General features: G+C 60.3%; 16 protein-coding genes and 2 pseudogenes (1 of these 18 running past the window's edge). 1 reads left to right on the top strand and 17 read right to left on the bottom strand.

The window, feature by feature from the left end; genetic code table 11:
- The 11 genes and pseudogenes from menH to ADK28_RS15030 all read right to left on the bottom strand — a co-directional run.
- Positions 1–97: pseudogene (gene menH, locus ADK28_RS15080) on the bottom strand (2-succinyl-6-hydroxy-2,4-cyclohexadiene-1-carboxylate synthase); it reaches 626 nt to the left of the window's first position.
- Positions 94–1770, bottom strand: coding sequence for a 2-succinyl-5-enolpyruvyl-6-hydroxy-3-cyclohexene-1-carboxylic-acid synthase (gene menD / locus ADK28_RS15075; protein ID WP_048796005.1), 1677 nt, complete (start codon positions 1768–1770; stop codon positions 94–96). Before menD ends, menH begins: the two are co-directional and overlap by 4 nt.
- Positions 1771–2150: 380 nt before the next feature.
- A complete protein-coding gene (gene elaB, locus ADK28_RS15070; protein WP_028127745.1) occupies positions 2151–2462 on the bottom strand; it encodes a stress response protein ElaB in 312 nt (103 codons plus the stop codon).
- Between the two features lie 81 nt (positions 2463–2543).
- Positions 2544–3575, bottom strand: coding sequence for an L-idonate 5-dehydrogenase (idnD, locus tag ADK28_RS15065; protein WP_048796004.1), 1032 nt, complete (start codon positions 3573–3575; stop codon positions 2544–2546).
- A gap of 22 nt (positions 3576–3597) precedes the next feature.
- Entirely contained in the window at positions 3598–4362 is a 765-nt protein-coding gene (gene idnO, locus ADK28_RS15060) for a gluconate 5-dehydrogenase (protein ID WP_016926915.1), read from the bottom strand.
- 363 nt (positions 4363–4725) lie between these two features.
- Positions 4726–5235: a DUF1097 domain-containing protein gene (locus tag ADK28_RS15055; RefSeq protein ID WP_033639791.1), complete on the bottom strand. Its 510-nt coding sequence runs from the start codon at positions 5233–5235 to the stop codon at positions 4726–4728.
- 234 nt (positions 5236–5469) lie between these two features.
- A complete protein-coding gene (locus ADK28_RS15050) occupies positions 5470–6714 on the bottom strand; it encodes an MFS transporter (RefSeq protein ID WP_048796003.1) in 1245 nt (414 codons plus the stop codon).
- A 137-nt stretch (positions 6715–6851) separates the two neighbouring features.
- Positions 6852–7388, bottom strand: coding sequence for a DUF2938 family protein (locus ADK28_RS15045; protein ID WP_033639788.1), 537 nt, complete (start codon positions 7386–7388; stop codon positions 6852–6854).
- 19 nt (positions 7389–7407) lie between these two features.
- Positions 7408–8271 (bottom strand): DMT family transporter, encoded by an 864-nt coding sequence (locus ADK28_RS15040; protein ID WP_048796002.1) that lies wholly within the window; start codon positions 8269–8271, stop codon positions 7408–7410.
- 43 nt (positions 8272–8314) lie between these two features.
- Positions 8315–8740, bottom strand: coding sequence for a cupin domain-containing protein (locus tag ADK28_RS15035; RefSeq protein WP_048796001.1), 426 nt, complete (start codon positions 8738–8740; stop codon positions 8315–8317).
- Between the two features lie 82 nt (positions 8741–8822).
- The gene (locus ADK28_RS15030; protein WP_033639785.1) at positions 8823–10652 is read right to left on the bottom strand and encodes a thiamine pyrophosphate-binding protein; all 1830 of its coding nucleotides are present in this window, start codon (positions 10650–10652) and stop codon (positions 8823–8825) included.
- Positions 10653–10999: 347 nt separating this feature from the next.
- Here ADK28_RS15030 and ADK28_RS15025 point away from each other — a divergent pair, with 347 nt between their 5' ends.
- Positions 11000–11872, top strand: coding sequence for a LysR family transcriptional regulator (locus ADK28_RS15025; protein WP_048796000.1), 873 nt, complete (start codon positions 11000–11002; stop codon positions 11870–11872).
- 60 nt (positions 11873–11932) lie between these two features.
- Here ADK28_RS15025 and nuoN read toward each other — a convergent pair whose 3' ends face one another.
- From nuoN to ADK28_RS29460, 6 genes and pseudogenes are all read right to left on the bottom strand, one after another.
- Positions 11933–13390 carry an NADH-quinone oxidoreductase subunit NuoN gene (gene nuoN / locus ADK28_RS15020; protein ID WP_025303659.1) on the bottom strand — a complete coding sequence of 486 codons (1458 nt, stop codon included), beginning with the start codon at positions 13388–13390 and terminating at the stop codon, positions 11933–11935.
- Between the two features lie 6 nt (positions 13391–13396).
- Entirely contained in the window at positions 13397–14926 is a 1530-nt protein-coding gene (gene nuoM, locus ADK28_RS15015) for an NADH-quinone oxidoreductase subunit M (RefSeq protein ID WP_025303660.1), read from the bottom strand.
- Between the two features lie 95 nt (positions 14927–15021).
- Positions 15022–16869, bottom strand: coding sequence for an NADH-quinone oxidoreductase subunit L (nuoL, locus tag ADK28_RS15010; RefSeq protein WP_019453716.1), 1848 nt, complete (start codon positions 16867–16869; stop codon positions 15022–15024).
- Positions 16866–17168, bottom strand: coding sequence for an NADH-quinone oxidoreductase subunit NuoK (gene nuoK / locus ADK28_RS15005; protein WP_004936014.1), 303 nt, complete (start codon positions 17166–17168; stop codon positions 16866–16868). The genes nuoL and nuoK overlap by 4 nt, the downstream gene beginning before the upstream one ends.
- Positions 17165–17722: an NADH-quinone oxidoreductase subunit J gene (gene nuoJ / locus ADK28_RS15000; protein ID WP_004936018.1), complete on the bottom strand. Its 558-nt coding sequence runs from the start codon at positions 17720–17722 to the stop codon at positions 17165–17167. The genes nuoK and nuoJ overlap by 4 nt, the downstream gene beginning before the upstream one ends.
- Positions 17723–17735: 13 nt before the next feature.
- Positions 17736–17849 (bottom strand): annotated as a pseudogene (locus tag ADK28_RS29460) (NADH-quinone oxidoreductase subunit I); the annotation flags it as partial.

The raw sequence follows: 17849 nt of genomic DNA, 5'->3' as shown, positions 1-17849 counted from the left end.
CCCGCCATTCGTTGTTGTTGCCGAGCAGGCCGTGCAGCCACACCAGCCACGGGCGGCTCGCTTCGCCCTGTTGCAAAATTCGCGTCGCCAGCATCATTGCACCGCCATCTGTTGCACCAGGTATTGCAGGCTTTCGGCCCCTGCGCTCGGTGGCACCTGCAGTTCTATCAGCGTGGCGCCGCCGCGCCGCCAGCCTTGCTCAACCGCCTGTTGCAGCTGGCTCCAGTTTTCCGGCCGCGCGTAGTCAAGCTGGAACATCGCCGCCGCGTGGCTGAACTCGACGTTCTGCGGCATGCAGTAAAAGCGTTGGCGCTCCTCGTCCGGCGTCGGCAACAGCGAGAAAATTTGGCCGCCGTTGTTATTGACGACGATCAGCACCGTCGGCGCCGAACCGTGGCGCAACAACGCCAGCGCATTGAGGTCATACAACGCGGAAAGGTCGCCCACCACCGCCAACGTCGGCCTCGCGGTGGCGCGCTGTACGCCGGCGGCGGTGGAAATCAGACCGTCGATGCCACTGGCGCCGCGGTTGCTGAATACCGGGTAAGCGGCAGGCAGCCTCGTTAACGCGTCGATCATTCGCACCACCAGGCTGTTGCCGAGAAACAGCTGGCCGTTCTCCGGCAGCAGCTCCGGCAGGCGGTGCGCCAGCTGCGCTTCGCCAAAGTTATCGTGCAGATGCGTGGATGCCGCCGTCAGCGCCTTATCCGCCAAGGCCGCCAGCCCGGCGGCCCACGGCGCGCGCGGTTGCGCCGGATGCTGCGCCAACCACTGCGCCACCCCGGCGCGCAAACGCCGCCCCCGGTGCTGGGCCGGATCGAGCCGCCCCGGCAGCTCGTCGATGACCCAATACTCTTCCGGCCGGCACTGCGTCTGCCACTTCAGCAGGCGTTTGCCGGTCAAGCTGCCGCCGAACTGCACCACCAGCTGCGCGTCTTGCAACAGGCGCTGCGCCTGCGGATGCGCGAGCCATAAATCGGCGCAGGGCAGCGGTTGCCCGGTCTGCGACAGCACATCGCCGATCAGCGGCCAGCCCAGCGTCTCGGCCCAGTCGGCCACCTGTGCGCCCTCTTCCGCGCTCATGCGGCCAGCCAGCACCACGCCGCGTTTTTGCCGCCAGAAGAACCAGTCCGGCTGTGGCGACGGCGCCGCACGCGTCTCGCTTTCCTGCAGCCAAGGCCGATCGCTCTGCCACCAGTCGCCCAGCGCGGCGGACCAATCGGCATACTGACGCTCATCACCGCCGTACAGCGGTTCGGCGAACGGGCAGTTGATATGCAAAGCGCCGTGCTGCAGGCGCGCCATCGCGCTGTCGACGCTGGAGGCCAGCCACGCGGCCGGAATATCCGGCGTCGGACGCGGCAGATCGATCGCCAACGTCGGGTGGCTGCTGTAGAGACCGTTTTGACGGATCGCCTGATTGGCGCCGCAGTCGATCAGTTCCGGCGGCCGATCGGCGGTGAGAAACACCAGCCGTTCACCGGTCAGGCCGGCTTCGATTAAAGCCGGGTAAAGGTTCGCCGCCGCGGTGCCGGACGTGACGATCACCGCCACCGGCTCACGCGCCGCCTTCGCCAGCCCGAGCGCCAAATGGCCGAGCCCGCGCTCATCAAAATGGGTATGGCAGATAAACGATCGGTTGGCCGCGGCGGCCAGCGTCAGCGGCGTGGAGCGCGATCCCGGAGCGATACAAACATGCCGCACCCCATGGCGGGCCAGCGCCTCGAGCAGCACAGCCGCCCACCGGCGATTAAAAACACTTGTCGACATAGTTCGCTCACAAGTCAGTTAGCAGAGATCGTCTCCGGCGCAGCCGACGGACGCCGCGCCTGTAGTTACGCTCTGTATTATATGAGGTGTTATTTTCACGGCTTTTGCGCCAGCGCAAGAACGCCGTATATCCCTGGGTGTTTACACCAGATAATTATTTGATTTAGAACAAAAAATAAACAATTAAAACACAAATACTTTACACTTGCGGCGATGCCGGCTCAATCCGTCCATACAAAAACAAGGGAAATAGAGGCGCTCCAACGGCGGCTAGCGGGAAGTATAGGCGGGATAAGGGCAAGCGATCGGGGAAACGGCGGGATGAACGACACAGTCTGCAGAAAAGCACGAGGCGGCCTGCGCCGCCCCGATGACATGATTTATTTGCGGGCCAGCAGCAGCCCCAACACCAGCCCGACGGTGGCGCCGATGCCCACGCCGTGCCAGGGTTTGTCCCGCACGTAGTCGTCGGTGCGGTGCACCGCTTCTTTGGCGCGCGCATAGTAGGATTCGCCCGTGTTCGCCCAGCGCGCCTTGACCTCACTCAGCGCCTGCTCGGCGTGCGACTTGATGTCGATATAGGCCTGATCCGCGCGATCGCCGGTGTATTGCAGCACTTCTTCCAGCGTCTCGGTCAGCATTCTCAGATCGTCATCCAGCGTAGTTTGCTCAGCATCCGTATGTCTTGCCATCGTGAGATCTCCGTGGTTGAAAAATTAAGCGTTCCTACACTATAGACAAGGATCACCGCCTGCGGCCATCGGACTTTTACCCTAAAACACCAATTGCACCTTGGCGGCCTGGCGTTTATCGCCGGCAAACGTCAGCGCCTGCGCCAACTGCCCGCTGGCGAATTCCGCCGACAGCAACGGCAGCGGATCGATCACGCCGTTGGCCAGCCAGGCCACCGCCAACGCGAACTCCGCCACGAAGCGGAACGATCCAAGCAGATTCAGTTCCTTGGCAATCAACAACATCAGCGGAAAATCGGGGAAGCTGCCGCCCATGCCCACCTGCACCACAGTGCCTTTGGCGCGGGTGAGCTCCAGGCAGCGCTGCAGCGACAGCGGATGTCCCGCCACTTCGAAGGCGACGTCGAAATAGCCCTTGTCCTGCTGATAGTCGCTAAAATCGTCGTCCGCAGCATGCAGGCACCGATTTGCCCCCATTTGCCTCGCGATCGCCAGGCAGCGCGGACTGAGATCGGTGCAGACAATCTCGGCGGCGCCCAGCGCTTTCAGCGCCGCCACCAGCAGACAGCCGATCGGGCCAACGCCGGACACGAAAATCTTTTTCCCCGTCACATCGCCGGGCTGCTTCGCCGCGTGGACAGCCACCGCCAGCGGTTCGGCGAACACCATCACCCTGTCGTCGCGATCGGCGGCGTAAGGAATGCACTGCGCGCTATCCACCACTTTGTATTGGGTAAAAGCGCCGTCGACGTGCGGAAAATACATCGCGCTGCCGAAAAAGCGCATCTCGACGCATTGATTGCTTTGCTGCGCCAGACAGTATTTACACTGCCCGCAGGGTTTGCTGGGATTGAGCGCCACCTTCTGCCCGACCGGCAGCTGCGGCGAATCGCTGGCGACCACCTCACCGATCACCTCATGGCCCAGCACCATCGGCTGACGCACCTGAAAATTGCCGACCTTGCCTTCCTGGAAGTAATGCAGATCCGAGCCGCAAATGCCGCCGCGGCTGATTTTCACCAGCGTTCCCTGCCCCCGATAATCCACTTCTTGCGCGATCACCGCCACGTCTCGCTTGCCGTTGACCACGCAGGACTGGGTTTGAATTTTCATCTCCAGACTCCACGGAAAAAGGTTACACCGCCGCCGACATGCCGCCATCGACAAACAGCAGTTGCCCGTTGACGAAGGCGGAGGCGTCGGCGGCCAGGAACACCGCCGCGCCGATCAGCTCCTGCGGATCGCCCCAGCGCGCGGCGGGCGTGCGTTGGGTCAGCCAGGCGGTGAAGGCCGGATCGTCGGCCAGCGCCTGCGTCATCTCGGTTTTGAAGTAGCCGGGGGCGATGCCGTTGACCTGAATATTGTAGCGCGCCAGCTCCACGCACATGCCGCGCGTGAGCATTTTCACCGCCCCTTTGGACGCCGCATAAGGGGTGATGGTGTCGCGGCCCAGCTCACTTTGCATCGAGCCGATATTGACTATCTTGCCGCGCCGGCGCGGCACCATGTAACGCGCCACGGTCTGTGACACGATGAAGACCGCCTTCTGGTTGACGGCGATGATGTCGTCCCAGTCTTGCTCCGGAAACTCGGTGAACGGGTGGCGGCGCTGGATGCCGGCGTTGTTGATCAAAACGTCTATCGCGCCGATGTCCGCTTCGATACGGTCGATGGCGGCATGCACCGCCTGAGAGTCGGTGACGTCGAACGCCGCCGCCTCGGCGCGCAGCCCCTCTTCGCGCAAACGATCGGCGGCGTGCCGGGCATGTTCTTCGGTGGTGGCGTTGATCAGAATATGCGCGCCTTGCTGCGCCAGGCCGCGTGCCAGCAGAAAACCGATGCCGCGCGAGGCGCCGGTGATCAAGACGGTCTTGTTATCCAGTGAAAACAGATTGTTCATGGTGATTCCCGGCCATCAGGCCTCCAATCGGACAGGCCTCTATCTCAGCCGATTGTTACCGGTAAAAACGTGATGAAAATCACTGAAAATCATGTTACGAAACCTTGTTACCCTTAACGTGATCTCACGCAGGCAGCAAGAGGGGAAAGATCATCTATCCGATTGAAAAATGGCTATTTCCAATAGAAGTGCATTCATTGTTATCGCCAAATCGATGGGTTAACATACCGCTATCCCCCTTGCCGCGCCGCCCGTGAAGGCCACCGAATGAAACACCTCCGCGTTATGCGACAGGACATCACACTATGGGCCGGCGTAACCCAAACGCCGGGTGACCAAACGCTGGTGGTGAACTGCCGTCTCTCACTCGGCGGCACCGTTTGAGCCGACATTCGGGCCAACCGGCGGCGTAGCGCGGGCTTTTTCGCTGCGCGCCGCCCACCACAGACCGCTGTTTTTCATCGCATAGCCGAATAGCAGCCCCACCAGCAGGGAAAGCGTCACCAGCGGCCAATCGCCGCCGCCGGCGAAGGTCGCGCAGGCACCGATAAAGGTGCCGGGCACGAACCCCAGCCACTGCTGTTTGGCCTGAATGCACATCAGGAACGCCACGACGCCGGTCAGCAGATACCCCAGCAGATTCCACTGCGGGGCCAGTTCGCTGCCGCGGATGATCGCCATTGCCCAGAAGACGCCGCTGCAGCAGGTCAACGCGCCAATCAACAGCCCTTTCAGCCCGCCCTGCGGGCAGGCGAAATACGCCGTGCAGCCCAGAAAACCGGCCCAACCGATCAGCCCCAGGCTGACGGCAACCCAGCCCCAAACGCCGGAGAGGATCCCGGTAGTAACGGCAATGGCGAAAAGAACGTTCATAAAGTGACCCGCGGCAAAAATAAAGCGCGCAGTTTACCCGAAGCGAGTTATTTTTTCGTGATTAAAATCACGAAAAAAATGTAAACAAGGAAATGGAAATATCAAAAAAGCAATGATTATCACAAAAAAAAGCCAGCGTGACGGGCACGCTGGAATAACACAACACCAGGGAAATCACGATCTCAAATGCAATGCCTACATGCGACGCCTGTCGCCCCCTCCCGAACGCAGGTTTCAGCGTGGGAAGCCCGCACGCGTTACCATGACGCTCAACGTCAAACAAATCACGGCGCTGCTCAGGAATAACAAGTGGGTCGCCAAATGCAAATCGGCGTGGTCGATCACAACGCCCAACAGGATCGGCACCCAGTTAGCGATATACGCGATCACGTAGAACAGGGAGATCAAACGCGCATGGCTGGCTTTCGGTGAAATCAGATTCACCAGCGTGGCGCTGCCGACGAAGATCGCGCCATAGGCGTAACCGGCGATCGCCATGCCTGCGGCGGCCAGCGCCAGCGAATGGATCTGAATCGCCACGGCGAACACCCCGACCGACAAAGCCTGAGCCAGGCAACCGAACAACAGCGAATGGCGGGCGTTGATGCGACGACTCAAAATCTGGCTGATGCCGGCAATCACCAGATAGACGGCGACCACATAGCCAAAGACGCCACGGCTCTGCATATCCAACAGCTTTTCGGCGACGCTCGGCCCTATCGCCAGAATGCTGGCGGCAACCGCCCAACAAATGAACAACGCCCCGGCGCACAGGAAGAATTTGCCGCCGGTCGCGCGCAGGCCATCCGCCAGAGAGCTCTTCGCCACCGGCGCGTTATCCGCCGCTGCGCTATCGGCCTGCGCCGCCACCGCCTCTCGCGGCCAACGCAGCATCACGCCCAGTGCGGCGACGGCGGCGATGGCCATGATGATGATGAACGGCAATGACGTGGTATGAAAACCGGTTTGCAGGGCGACGCCGCTAAAGATCGGGCCCAGGGCCAATCCGGTGGTAAAGGACAGCGTCGCGATCAACGCCGCATTTTTTCCGCCGTCCTGCGGCCCGAAACGCACCAACGCGATATTCGCCGCACCGGTCAGGGCGCCGGTGCCGACGCCGGCCAGCAGCCGCGCCATAAACATCATGAAGAACGATGACGCCACCGAAAACAGCAGCGCGCCAAGCAACACCACCAACAGCGCCGGCACGATCATGCTGCGCAGGTCTTTTACTTTCCCCGCCATATTGCCTACGCCGAACAGCGAAATCAGCACGCCGGCGGCATAAGCGCCGTAGATGATCGTCAGGCTGACCGAGCTCAACGCCAGCTCATGTTGATAAAGCGGATAAAGCGGCGTCGGCGCGCTGCTGTTCAACAGCGCTGACATCAATGCCAACGCCAGAAACAGCAATATAGCGAAATGCGATGTACCCGCCTTCGCTTTAGCCGTTTCTTCAACGGCGATACTTTCTGACATGTTCAACTCCCGAATCGATCAGGCATTCGCCCTAAATAAATGCGCCTTCCCGTAGGCCACGCGGCTTAAGGAAGCGCGCTTATCATAGCGTTGGGCTATCACGCCCAAAATAGCCAAGAATGCATCATCGTGATTCATTAATGCAGCATCGCAGCGTCAGGCATGCATTTCTGCAGCATGCGACGCCGCCAGGCGATGGCGCAACCGCCCAATGCCACGCCATACACTGCATGGTTGGCCAGGCTGGCGATCAGCAAAGCCGGATTTTTGCCGGCCATTCCCCAAAGCCCCAACCCCACCGAGGGATAAATGAAGCACAGCGAGATCAGCGAGCAGGCCAGGCCATACGTCAGCGCCCCGACGAACAGGCCACCCCCGGACTTAATGCGCGGGCAGATCAGGCAATAGAACGGGATCGCCAGGCTAATGCCGGCAAAATAGTGCGCGCCGTAGCCCATCATCAGAGCCTCTGGCACATCGGGAATGTCGCCAGGCCGCAAAAACCAAAATTGCCCCTGCAGCCATTGATTCATCAGTTTGCCGATGAAGGCCAGGTTGAGCTTGCCGATGAGACCGACGCTGGAGGCGACACTGTTCACCCCATCCATCATCAACGTCGCCACCATGCCAAACAAGACCGCCATCGCCATGCCGCCAACCGGACGCATGTTCATTGTTTCGTTCCTTATCACGTTATGCCACCGCCGCCTGCTCGGACTTGGCCGAAGCACGCTTGCGCACCGCCAACGCGCCGGACAACACGATCAGCGCCATACCGGCGGCGGCGATATAAGACTGCTGTTCGCCAAATATCAGATAGCCAAGCAGCGTAGAGAAAATAATGGTGCTGTAAGAGAGAATGCTGACAATCACCGCATTGCCGCCCCCGTAGGCGCGAGTCATGGCGATCTGCCCCAGGCTGCCGAAGACGCCGATGGCGCAGACGCACAGCAGCATTGCGCCGTCCAGCAAGGAAAAGCCCAGTAACGCAGTCATCAGGCCGCCAACCAGCGTTCCCACCAGCGAGAAATAGAACACCACGCGCAGTTCCGGCTCTCCGCGCCGCACCAGCTTGCCGACGTTAAAGTAAGCCAGCGCGGTCAACAGACCGGCCGCCAGCCCGACCAGCGTGGCAACGTACTCCCCGTTGGGGGCGTCGGGGTGCAGCAATACCAAAATGCCGGCAAAGCCCAACAGCACGGAAAACAACAGCCGACCGGTCAGTTGCCCTCGGGTCGTGATGAACGCGATCGCCGACTGAAAGAGGGGATTGGTATAACCCAACGTGGTGGCGGTGGCGATCGGCAGATGTATCAGCGAATAAAAACCGCAGTACATCGCCGCATTGCCTATCGCCGCCCGCTTCATATGCAATCCGAGATGACGGGTGCGAAAACCGAGGCGCTGGATCTTGATCAGCGCCGCGACGATCAGCACATTGATGAGAGAACGATAAAAAATGATGTCGAAAAATCCGACCGTCGTCGACGCCAACTTGATGCAAGCACCCATCAGCGCAAAGAACCCGCTGGCGACGACCATCCACAAAGCTACCATGATCTTCTCTTATTAACGGCCTTTGGTCTGGGCCGTATCAACACTACCCGGCGGCTTTCACCGTCAACGGTTTATCGTCCGCGCAAGCGAAGAACACCAGCATTTCGGCGCCTTGCTCGCCGGAAACGCCCTGGTGCACGATATCCACGGTATCGGTAAACGAATCCCCCCGCCGGAACGTGCGGCGTTCACCGGTTTTCCTGACGGTGAGCGAAACGCTGCCGCCGCTCATGTACACTGCGCTGATGCAAGGATGCGTATGCCAGGCCAGTACCTTGTTCGGCTCTACCGTCACCTTCAGCATGGTGATCTGCGGTGCGCCGGCGGGATACTGACGATATGCCGTGCCCTCCCACGCGCTGTCGGTCTTGAGCAACATCGTTTTGACGATGCCTTCGCCATGCCCCTCGGCAGCCTGAACCGGCCCCTGAAATACTGCCAACAATGCCAAAATGCTCCACTTAACCATCTGATCGCTCCATGACTGCCGCGAGTAAAAATGCCAGGCGCCGCGCGCGGTGAACCTGGCGAGTTGAAAAAACAGCGTTGTGCTACAGTCCTTTGATGCGCTGCTCGTATTCCGCGATGCTCTCGGCGTAGTAGCGGTTAGGCGCCGCAAAGTTGCCCACCATCACTTCGATGAGGTACGGCCCCGGATGTTTCGCCGCGGCGTCGAGGGCTTCGTCCAGATCCTCCAGCGTCTCCGCCTTCGCGGAGGCGACCCCCAGGCTGTTGGCAAACGCTTTCCAGTCATGGTTGGGCAAGGCGGTATAGTCGGCGGAAATGCCGCGATTTTGCAGCGTGTCGATGTGCATGGCGCCGTGCGCGCTGTTGTTCATCACCACGAACACCACCTTCACGCCATAGCGCGCGGCGGTCTGAATTTCGATGCCGTGCATCAGCATGCAACCGTCGCCTGTCACCACGACGCAATCCCGCTGCGGTGCCGCCAGCTTGATGCCGATGCCCGCGCAAATGGCCCACCCCATCGGCGCCAGGGAGCTGGAGGTGTGATAATCCCCCCGCCCGGCCGCCAGCCAGTGATGCGCCATGAAAATGCGGTGTGCGCCCGAATCGACCACGACGTTGGTATCCGGATTCATGCGGCTGCGAATGTGTTTAATCGCATCGCCGGGATACAGCCGGCTTTCGCCCTGGGCGATGCGCGCCTGCAACGTCGGCTGCGGCTGTTCCAGCGGCAGTGCGCGAACCCCTTCCAACCAGGCGTCACGCAAGTGAGCCGCGTCGCCAAGCCGCGCGTCCTCATCGCCAACCGCGGCCAACAAACAGTGCAACGTACCGCTCAGGCTGGAAAATATCTGCAGATCCGGCTGGTAATGCGAGCTCACTTTGTCGAAGTCTTCGTCGATCGCCACCAGCGTTTTATTGCCGTGCAGTCTCGGGTTCCAGTTCAGACTGTCGCGCTGGCTGAGATCGCAGCCCAGCACCAGCAGCACGTCGACGCCTTCACCGTTGAGGGTTTCTACCGCGCGGGCATGCCCGGCAAAACCGTAGACCCCTAATGCCAGGGCGTGCCCTTCGGGAAACGCGCCCTTGCCGGACAACGTCGTGGCGACAGGCAAGCGGTATTTTTCCGCTACCCGCAACAACAGCGCGGCATCCTGCGGATTGTTCATCCGGTTGCCCACCAGGCAGGCGACGTTCAGGCCGCGCAGCAGATAATCATGCAGCAGCTGTTCCACCGCTTGCACATCCACGGCCGCTTCACGGTGCTGCGGCACTCGCTCAGGCTGGTCGCGACGATCGCCGAACGCGGTTTTCTTCTGCATGTCGACCGGCACGCTCAGATAGGCGCGCCCTTTCCGCTGTGGGTTCAGACTGGAGAGGCTGCGGCGCAGCTCATGCTGCAAGGTCAGGTTGTTTTTCGTTTCTATCGCGGCGCAAAGCAACGGTTTGACGATGGTCAGCTCATCGATGCCGCTGTTGCTGCCGTCCTGAAAAGCGCCCTGCGCCTCGTGATAGGTGGCGATGCTGCCGGCCAGGTACAGCACGGGGATCTTATCGGCTTGCGCGGCGGCCATCGCCGGCAGGAAATTCATGGTGCCGGGGCCTGAAATGCCCAAGCAGACGCCAAACTTTCGGCTGGCGCGGGCATAGCCATCGGCCATAAATCCGCATGCGGTTTCATGGGCACCGACGATGCCGACAATCTCGGAACGGTCAATAGAAGTGATTAACGGGTAAACCAGTTTGCCGGGGACCAAAAAGATATGTTGAATGCCGCGCGCTGCAAGGCCTTGAATAATGATATCGGCGTTGTTGCGTTCCATCTTCTCGGCGCCTGGCGCCACGGTAACTCTGACTCCGTCCTCCGTCGCCAGCGCAACGGGGGGGCACAGCATCTCTGCGTGAGACTCCATTTTTTTATATCCAGTCATATCATCGTGAGCTAACTTGATTCAGAGTCGATCCCACTTGGCGGTCGCCCAGAAATAACGGGAACCGGCTCTTATTCGTATTGCTTATGCATTAGGGTAGCCTTGGTGTAAAATATGCGTCGGGTCGCAGCATAAGCGCCGATAAGAATAAGCATTACCAGACAAAAATAAAGGTGCAAAACCGCTTCACGGTGATGCATTTATACATATCCTGAAACATTATAAATAATGATGATACGAAGCATTTTTTTCGGTCTCCACACCAGAATAAACACCGCATCACACCGCTTCCTTCCCCCTCCCGCCAGTCTGTACAGAGGAGGTGCGCAATGAACTGGGACGACGCCCGATTTTTTCTCGCCGTTGCGCGCTGCGGCACGCTACGCAAAGCCGCCAGCCAGCTGCATGTCGATCAGGCGACCGTCGGCCGACGGCTCTCCGCTTTCGAAGATGCGCTCGGCTCCAAGCTGTTTATCCGCACGCCGAAATCCTTCGCCCTCAGCCCGCTGGGGGAAGAAATGCTGGCGGACGTGATGAAGATGGAAAATGCGGTGCAGGCGATCAACCGTAAAGCCGCCAGCGGTGACGAAAGCCTGTGCGGCAACGTGCGCATCGCCACTACCGATACCCTGGCCGAAGCCTTCGTGGTGCCGGCGCTGCAAGATCTGCGGGAACGCTATCCGGCCATCACCGTCACGCTGCTGACGGCGGTCAACATCGCCGATATTTCTTACCACGGCGCAGATCTGGCGATCCGCGGCGCCCGTCCCGATGACGATGAGCTGATCATCAAACGGTTAGCCACCATCGAAATGGGCCTGTACGCCACTCAGCACTATTTGGCGCGGCGCGGCATGCCGGTCAAGGGCGAGCAGTTGCGCGGCCACGATCTGCTGATGTTCCCGCGCGAGCTGGTGCCGCGCCACTGGAACAATTTCTGCGGCGAGGCTCTGCACGAGCCCAACGTCGTGCTGCAATGCAATTCGCAGCTGCTGCTGCGTTCCGCCACTCGCAGCGGGCTGGGCATCGGCCTGCTCTCCGCTTTTTTGGCAGACAAAGACCCGGAACTGGTGCGCCTGTTCCCGGAGAACAAGGACTGGGTGGATATCTGGCTGGTGCTGCACCCCGATTTGCAACGCGCCGCCCGCGTGCGGGCGGTGGTGCAGGCGCTGGAAACGTCGTTTAGCGCCCATTACGGCTGAGCGCCGTTTCGCCCATAAAAAAAGGCCGCCGAAGCGACCTTTTTACTGTCTGAAGCGTTATCAGAACGTCGGCTGCGCCATCTGCACCAGCGAAATCAGCGGCTGCGGATAAACACCCAACAGCAGCACCAGCGCGGCGGAGATCAGCACCACGACGCCACCGGCGGTCAACGCCCAGTTGTTCGGGGTATCGCGCTGCAGCGATTCCGGCGCGCTGAGGAACAGGCTGACGGTCACGCGCAGGTAGTAGTACAGGCCGATGGCGCTGCCTACCACGACTGCGCCGGTCAGCCACCACAGGTGTGCGCTGACGCCCATTGCGATCACGAAGAACTTACCGATAAAGCCCAGCGTCATCGGAATACCGGCCAGCGACAGCATCATCACCGTCATCACCGCGGACAAGATTGGCTTATGCCAGAACAGGCCGCGGTAAGAGAACAGCGAATCCGCATCCGGGCCGCGGTATGGGCTGGACATCAGGCTGACCACGCCGAAGGCGCCCAGGCTGCTGAACAGGTAACCGGCCAGATAAACGCCGGCGGTTTCCAGCGACAGCTGATGGGTTTGCACCGCAATCAGCGCCACCAGCAGGTAGCCCAGGTGAGCGATCGACGAGTAACCCAGCAGACGCTTGATGTTGGTCTGGCTGATGGCCATCAGGTTGCCGAACAAGATAGAACAGAACGCGATGATCGACAGCACCAGGCGCAGCGCTTCGTTGTCGGCGGCCGGGGCATACAGGAACAGACGCATCACGACCGCGAAGATCGCGATCTTGCTGGCGGTCGCCAGGAAGGTCGAAACCGGCGCAGGCGCGCCCTGATACACGTCCGGCGTCCACAGTTGGAACGGCACCAGCGACAACTTGAAGCCCAGACCGACGATCATCATGCCCATGCCGGCCAGGATCAGCGGCTGGTGCATCATGTTTTCCTGCAGGCTCTTGCCGAGGCCGGCCAGCGACAGATCGCCGGATTCGGCGTACAGCAGCGCCATGCCGAACAGCAAGAACGACGACGCGGCGGCGGACAGCAGCATGTACTTGATGGCGGCTTCCAGCGGGCGCTTCTGGCGATAGGCGTAGCCCACCAGGCCGAACAGCGGCAGCGAGATAAGCTCAATGCCGATGAACAGCGAAGCCAGATGGTTGGCGCTCGCCAGCAGGATGCCGCCCATGGCGGCGATCAGCACCAGCAGGTAGAACTCTTCGCGGTTATCCGGATAGCCGACCAGCCACGGATAGGCGAAGGTGCAGGTCGCCAGACTCGCCAGCAGCACCAGCCCGGTGTAGAACATCGAGTAGCCGTCAACCCGCAGCAGCGGGGTGACGTCCATTGGGCCTGCCTGGCCGACAAAGTACAGCGAAAGCAGCGCCAGGTTGAGACCGATCACGGTCAGGGTGGCGTTGATAAAGTGGTCGCGTCGCCACGCAATGCCTAGCATCACAACCACCACCGTCAATCCGACGATCAACAGCGGCAGCAGTGCGATCAGTTGTTGAGGAGTTATTGTCATGGCGAATTACGGCCTTGTTGTTGAAATTGCTGAAACTGACGAACCAAACCAGTGTTGCACGTTGCTCATCGCCGCGTTGGAAGTATCCAGAATCGGCTGCGGGTAAACCCCCAGCAGAACCAGCAACACCACCAGCAGCAGAATGATGAACAATTCGCGCGCGGTCATGCCCTGCAGCGGCTGGTCTGACTTAGGCGCACCGTAGTAAGCACGCTGCATCATGATCAGCGAGTAAACCGAAGCGAACACCAGACCGAAGGTGGAGATCACGGTGATCACCGGCACCACCTGGTAGCTGCCGAACAGAATCATGAATTCGCCGACGAAGTTACCGGTACCCGGCATCCCCAGCGTAGCCACGGCGAAGAACAGCGACAGCGCAGGGATGAACTTGATCCGCCCCCACAGGCCGCCCATCTGACGCATGTCGCGGGTATGCAGACGCTCATACAGCTGGCCGCAGATGATAAACATACCGGCGGCGGACAGACCGTGCGCGATCATCTGGATCACTGCGCCCTGGTAAGCCAGCTGGCTGCCGGTGTAGATGGCGATCAGCACGAAGCCCATGTGCGAAACCGAGGTGTAGGCGATAAGACGCTTGATGTCGGTCTGCGCGAACGCCATCCAGGCGCCGTAGAAGATGCCGATCACGCCCAGCCACATGGCGATTGGCGCAAACTCGTGCGAAGCCTCAGGGAACAGCGGCAGGCTGAAACGCAGCAGGCCGTAGGCCGCCGTTTTCAGCAAGATGCCCGCCAGGTCGACGGAACCTGCGGTCGGTGCCTGGCTGTGCGCGTCCGGCAACCAGCCGTGCAGCGGTACCACCGGCATTTTCACCGCGAAGGCGATGAAGAAGCCCAGCATCAACAGATATTGCACGTTGTGGGACATCGGCGTTTGCAGCAGGTCTTCGTAATCGAAGGTCCACACGCCGGTCGCGTTGTAGTGCACGAACACCAGGCCCAGGATCGCAATCAGCATCACCAGACCGCTGGCCTGGGTGTAGATGAAGAACTTGGTCGCCGCGGTGATACGGGTTTTACCGTCCGACGCCTTGTGGCCCCACAGCGCGATCAGGAAGTACATCGGCACCAACATCATTTCCCAGAAGAAGAAGAACAGGAACATGTCGATGGCGAGGAACACGCCGATAACGCCGCCCAGGATCCACAGCAGGTTGAGGTGGAAGAAGCCCTGATACTTCTGGATTTCACGCCAGGAACAGAGGATCGCCAGCACGCCCAGCAGACCGGTCAACACCACCATCAGCAGCGACAGGCCGTCCAGCGCCAGGTGGATGGAGATGCCGAAGCGTGGGATCCACGGCAGCAGGAATTCGCTCTGCCACTGCGGAATGCCTTTCGGCGTGGTCAAGGTATAGCCGCCCTGCATCCACAGCTGCAGAGAGAGCGCCAACGTCAGCCCCATTGCGATCAGCGCTATCCAGCGCGGCACCTTAGTACCGAAGCGCTCAAGCTGCCAGCACAGCAGACCGCCGATAAAGGGGATAAGAATTAGCCAAGGTAATAGCATGGCGTTTTGTGTCCCTTATACGAATAATTTCAAACTTTGTACGTAGCGCCTGCCCGGCGCTACGCCCGAAAAATGCGTCTGTTTAAATTATTCAATTAAACCAAAATCAACAGAGCCAATACGACCACTGCACCCACACCCATAGACGCTATATACCAACGCACCTGACCGTTCTCGCTCACCGTCAGACCGCGGTTCCCCCAGCGGGAGAAGACGGCCGGCAGGTTCATCAGCGAGTTCAGCGGATCGCGCTGCAGCAGCTTCGCAATGCCCAGGTACGGCTTGACGAACACTTTGTCATACAGCCAGTCGAAGCCCCAGGCATGGAACCACCAGGTCGAGAAGAAACGCCCCGGCGCGCTGTTGGCGATGCTGTTGACCAGGCTACGTTTGCCCAGCCACAGCGCGGCCGCCAGCAGAATGCCGACGATAGCTACCACGCCGGAGGTGATTTCAAGCGTCAGCACGCTGCCGTGCGCCAGCTCGGTCGTATCCGGCAGCACGCCCTGCAACGGCGGCACGATCATCGCGCCGACGAAGGTGGACAGCACCAGCAGAACCAGCAGCGGCAGGTGGTGAGTGATGCCTTTACCGGCATGCGCTTTGATTTTCTCTTCGCCATGGAACACGATGAAAATCATACGGAAGGTGTACAGCGAGGTCATGAACGCGCCGACCAGGCCGGCCACCATCAGGTTGATGTGGCCGTTGGCCATCGCGCCCGCCAGGATCTCGTCCTTACTGAAGAAGCCGGCCGTGACCAGCGGCAACGCAGACAGCGCCGCGCCACCCACCAGGAAGCAGACGTACACCAGCGGGATGCTCTTGCGCAGGCCGCCCATCTTGAAGATGTTTTGCTCGTGGTGGCAAGCCAGGATCACCGAACCGGACGACAGGAACAGCAGCGCCTTGAAGAACGCGTGGGTCATCAGGTGGAAGATCGCCGCGTCCCATGCCTGCACGCCCAGCGCCAGGAACATGTAACCGATCTGGCTCATGGTGGAGTAAGCGAGCACGCGCTTGATGTCGGTCTGCACCAACGCGGCGAAGCCGGCCAGCAGCAGAGTGACCGCACCGACGATGCCCACCAGGTGCAGCACTTCCGGCGCCATCAGGAACAGGCCGTGCGTACGGGCGATCAGATAGACGCCCGCGGTCACCATGGTCGCCGCGTGGATCAGTGCGGAAACCGGGGTTGGGCCCGCCATCGCGTCCGCCAACCAGGTTTGCAACGGCAGCTGCGCCGATTTACCGACCGCGCCGCCCAGCAGCATCAGGGTCGCCCAAGTGATGGCCGTATCGCCCACCGCCAGTTTCTGCGGTGCCAGGATCATCAGCTCGCGGATATTCAGCGTGCCCAGCTCGTTGTAGAGGATGAACAGCGCGAATGCCAGGAACACGTCGCCCACGCGGGTGACGATAAAGGCTTTCATCGCCGCCGCGCCGTTGGCCGGATCTTTGTAGTAGAAACCGATCAACAGGTAGCTGCACAGGCCCACGCCTTCCCAACCCAGATACATCAGCAGCAGGTTGTCCGCCAGCACCAATACCACCATGCTGGCGATAAACAGGTTGGTGTAAGCGAAGAAGCGCGAATAGCCCTCTTCACCGCGCATGTACCAGGAAGCGAACATGTGGATGAAGAAGCCGACGCCGGTGACCACCGACAGCATGGTCAGCGACAGGCCGTCCAGCACCAGGGTCACGCCGATATTGAAGTTGCCGACGGCCATCCAGGTCCACAGGCTTTGCTCGAACAGCTGCACGCCGGCGGCTTTCTGGGCGAAGAAATCCATCGCCACATACACCGTGACCAGCGCAGCCAGGCCGATAGAACCCACGCCGACGGTGGCCGCCGTGTTTTCAGACCAACGACCGCGGGAAAATGCCAACAGCAGGAACCCGATCAGCGGTAGCAGAATTGTTAAATATAATAGGTTCATCCGCGCATCTCACTGACAGTATCAATATTCAGGGTATGACGACGACGGTAGAGCTGCAGCAGCAGCGCCAGACCGATACTGGCCTCGGCTGCCGCCAGGCTGATCGCCAGGATGTACATCACCTGTCCGTCCGCCTGGCCCCAGTAGCTTCCCGCCACGATAAACGCCAACGCCGCAGCGTTGATCATCACTTCCAGGCTGATCAGCATAAACAGCAGGTTGCGGCGCACCAGCAGCCCGGTCAACCCGAGCACAAACAGGATAGCCGCCAGGATCAGGCCGTGTTGAAGAGGGATCATGCTTGCTCCTCCGATTTTCTTCTCGCCATTTCGCCACCCACCGGCGCGTTGCTCAGCACCTCGCCAGGCTTGTGCTCGCGGCCGATATGGAAGGCGACAACCAGACCCGCCAACAGCAGCATTGAAGCCAGCTCAACCGCCAGTACGTAAGGCCCGAACAGGCTGATGCCCACCGCCTTCGCGTCAACCATCTCACCGCTGATGCCCTGATCGGATACGCTGCGGATCGCAACGATCAATACCACCAGCAGCGCCAGCGACAGCAGGCCAGGCCCGATCCACACCGTCGGCTTCATCCAGTCGCGCTCTTGCTGCTGCACGTTGCCGAGGTTAAGCATCATCACCACGAACACGAACAGCACCATGATGGCGCCCGCATAAACGATGATTTCCAACGCGGCGGCAAAGTAGGCGCCGAGAGAGAAGAAGACTGCCGAGATCGCCAATAACGAGACGATCAGATACAGCAGCGCATGCACAGGGTTGGTATGGGTGATCACGCGAATCGTCGCGGCCACCGCAATCAAACCTGCCAGATAAAATGCAATTTCCATGCTTGCTGGCTCCTTAGGGCAACAGACCTTTGACGTCGATCGGTTTGGCTTCGTTTTCGGCTTCGCCTTTGGCTTTGCCGTCAATCGCCATACCGGCCATCCGGTAGAAGTTATATTCCGGATATTT

The sequence above is a fragment of the Serratia sp. 506_PEND genome, from assembly GCF_001076875.1.
Taxonomy (GTDB): Bacteria; Pseudomonadota; Gammaproteobacteria; order Enterobacterales; family Enterobacteriaceae; genus Serratia; species Serratia marcescens.
The sequence above is the reverse complement of the archived record's forward strand: the minus strand, read 5'-3'. Positions and strand labels throughout refer to the sequence as shown.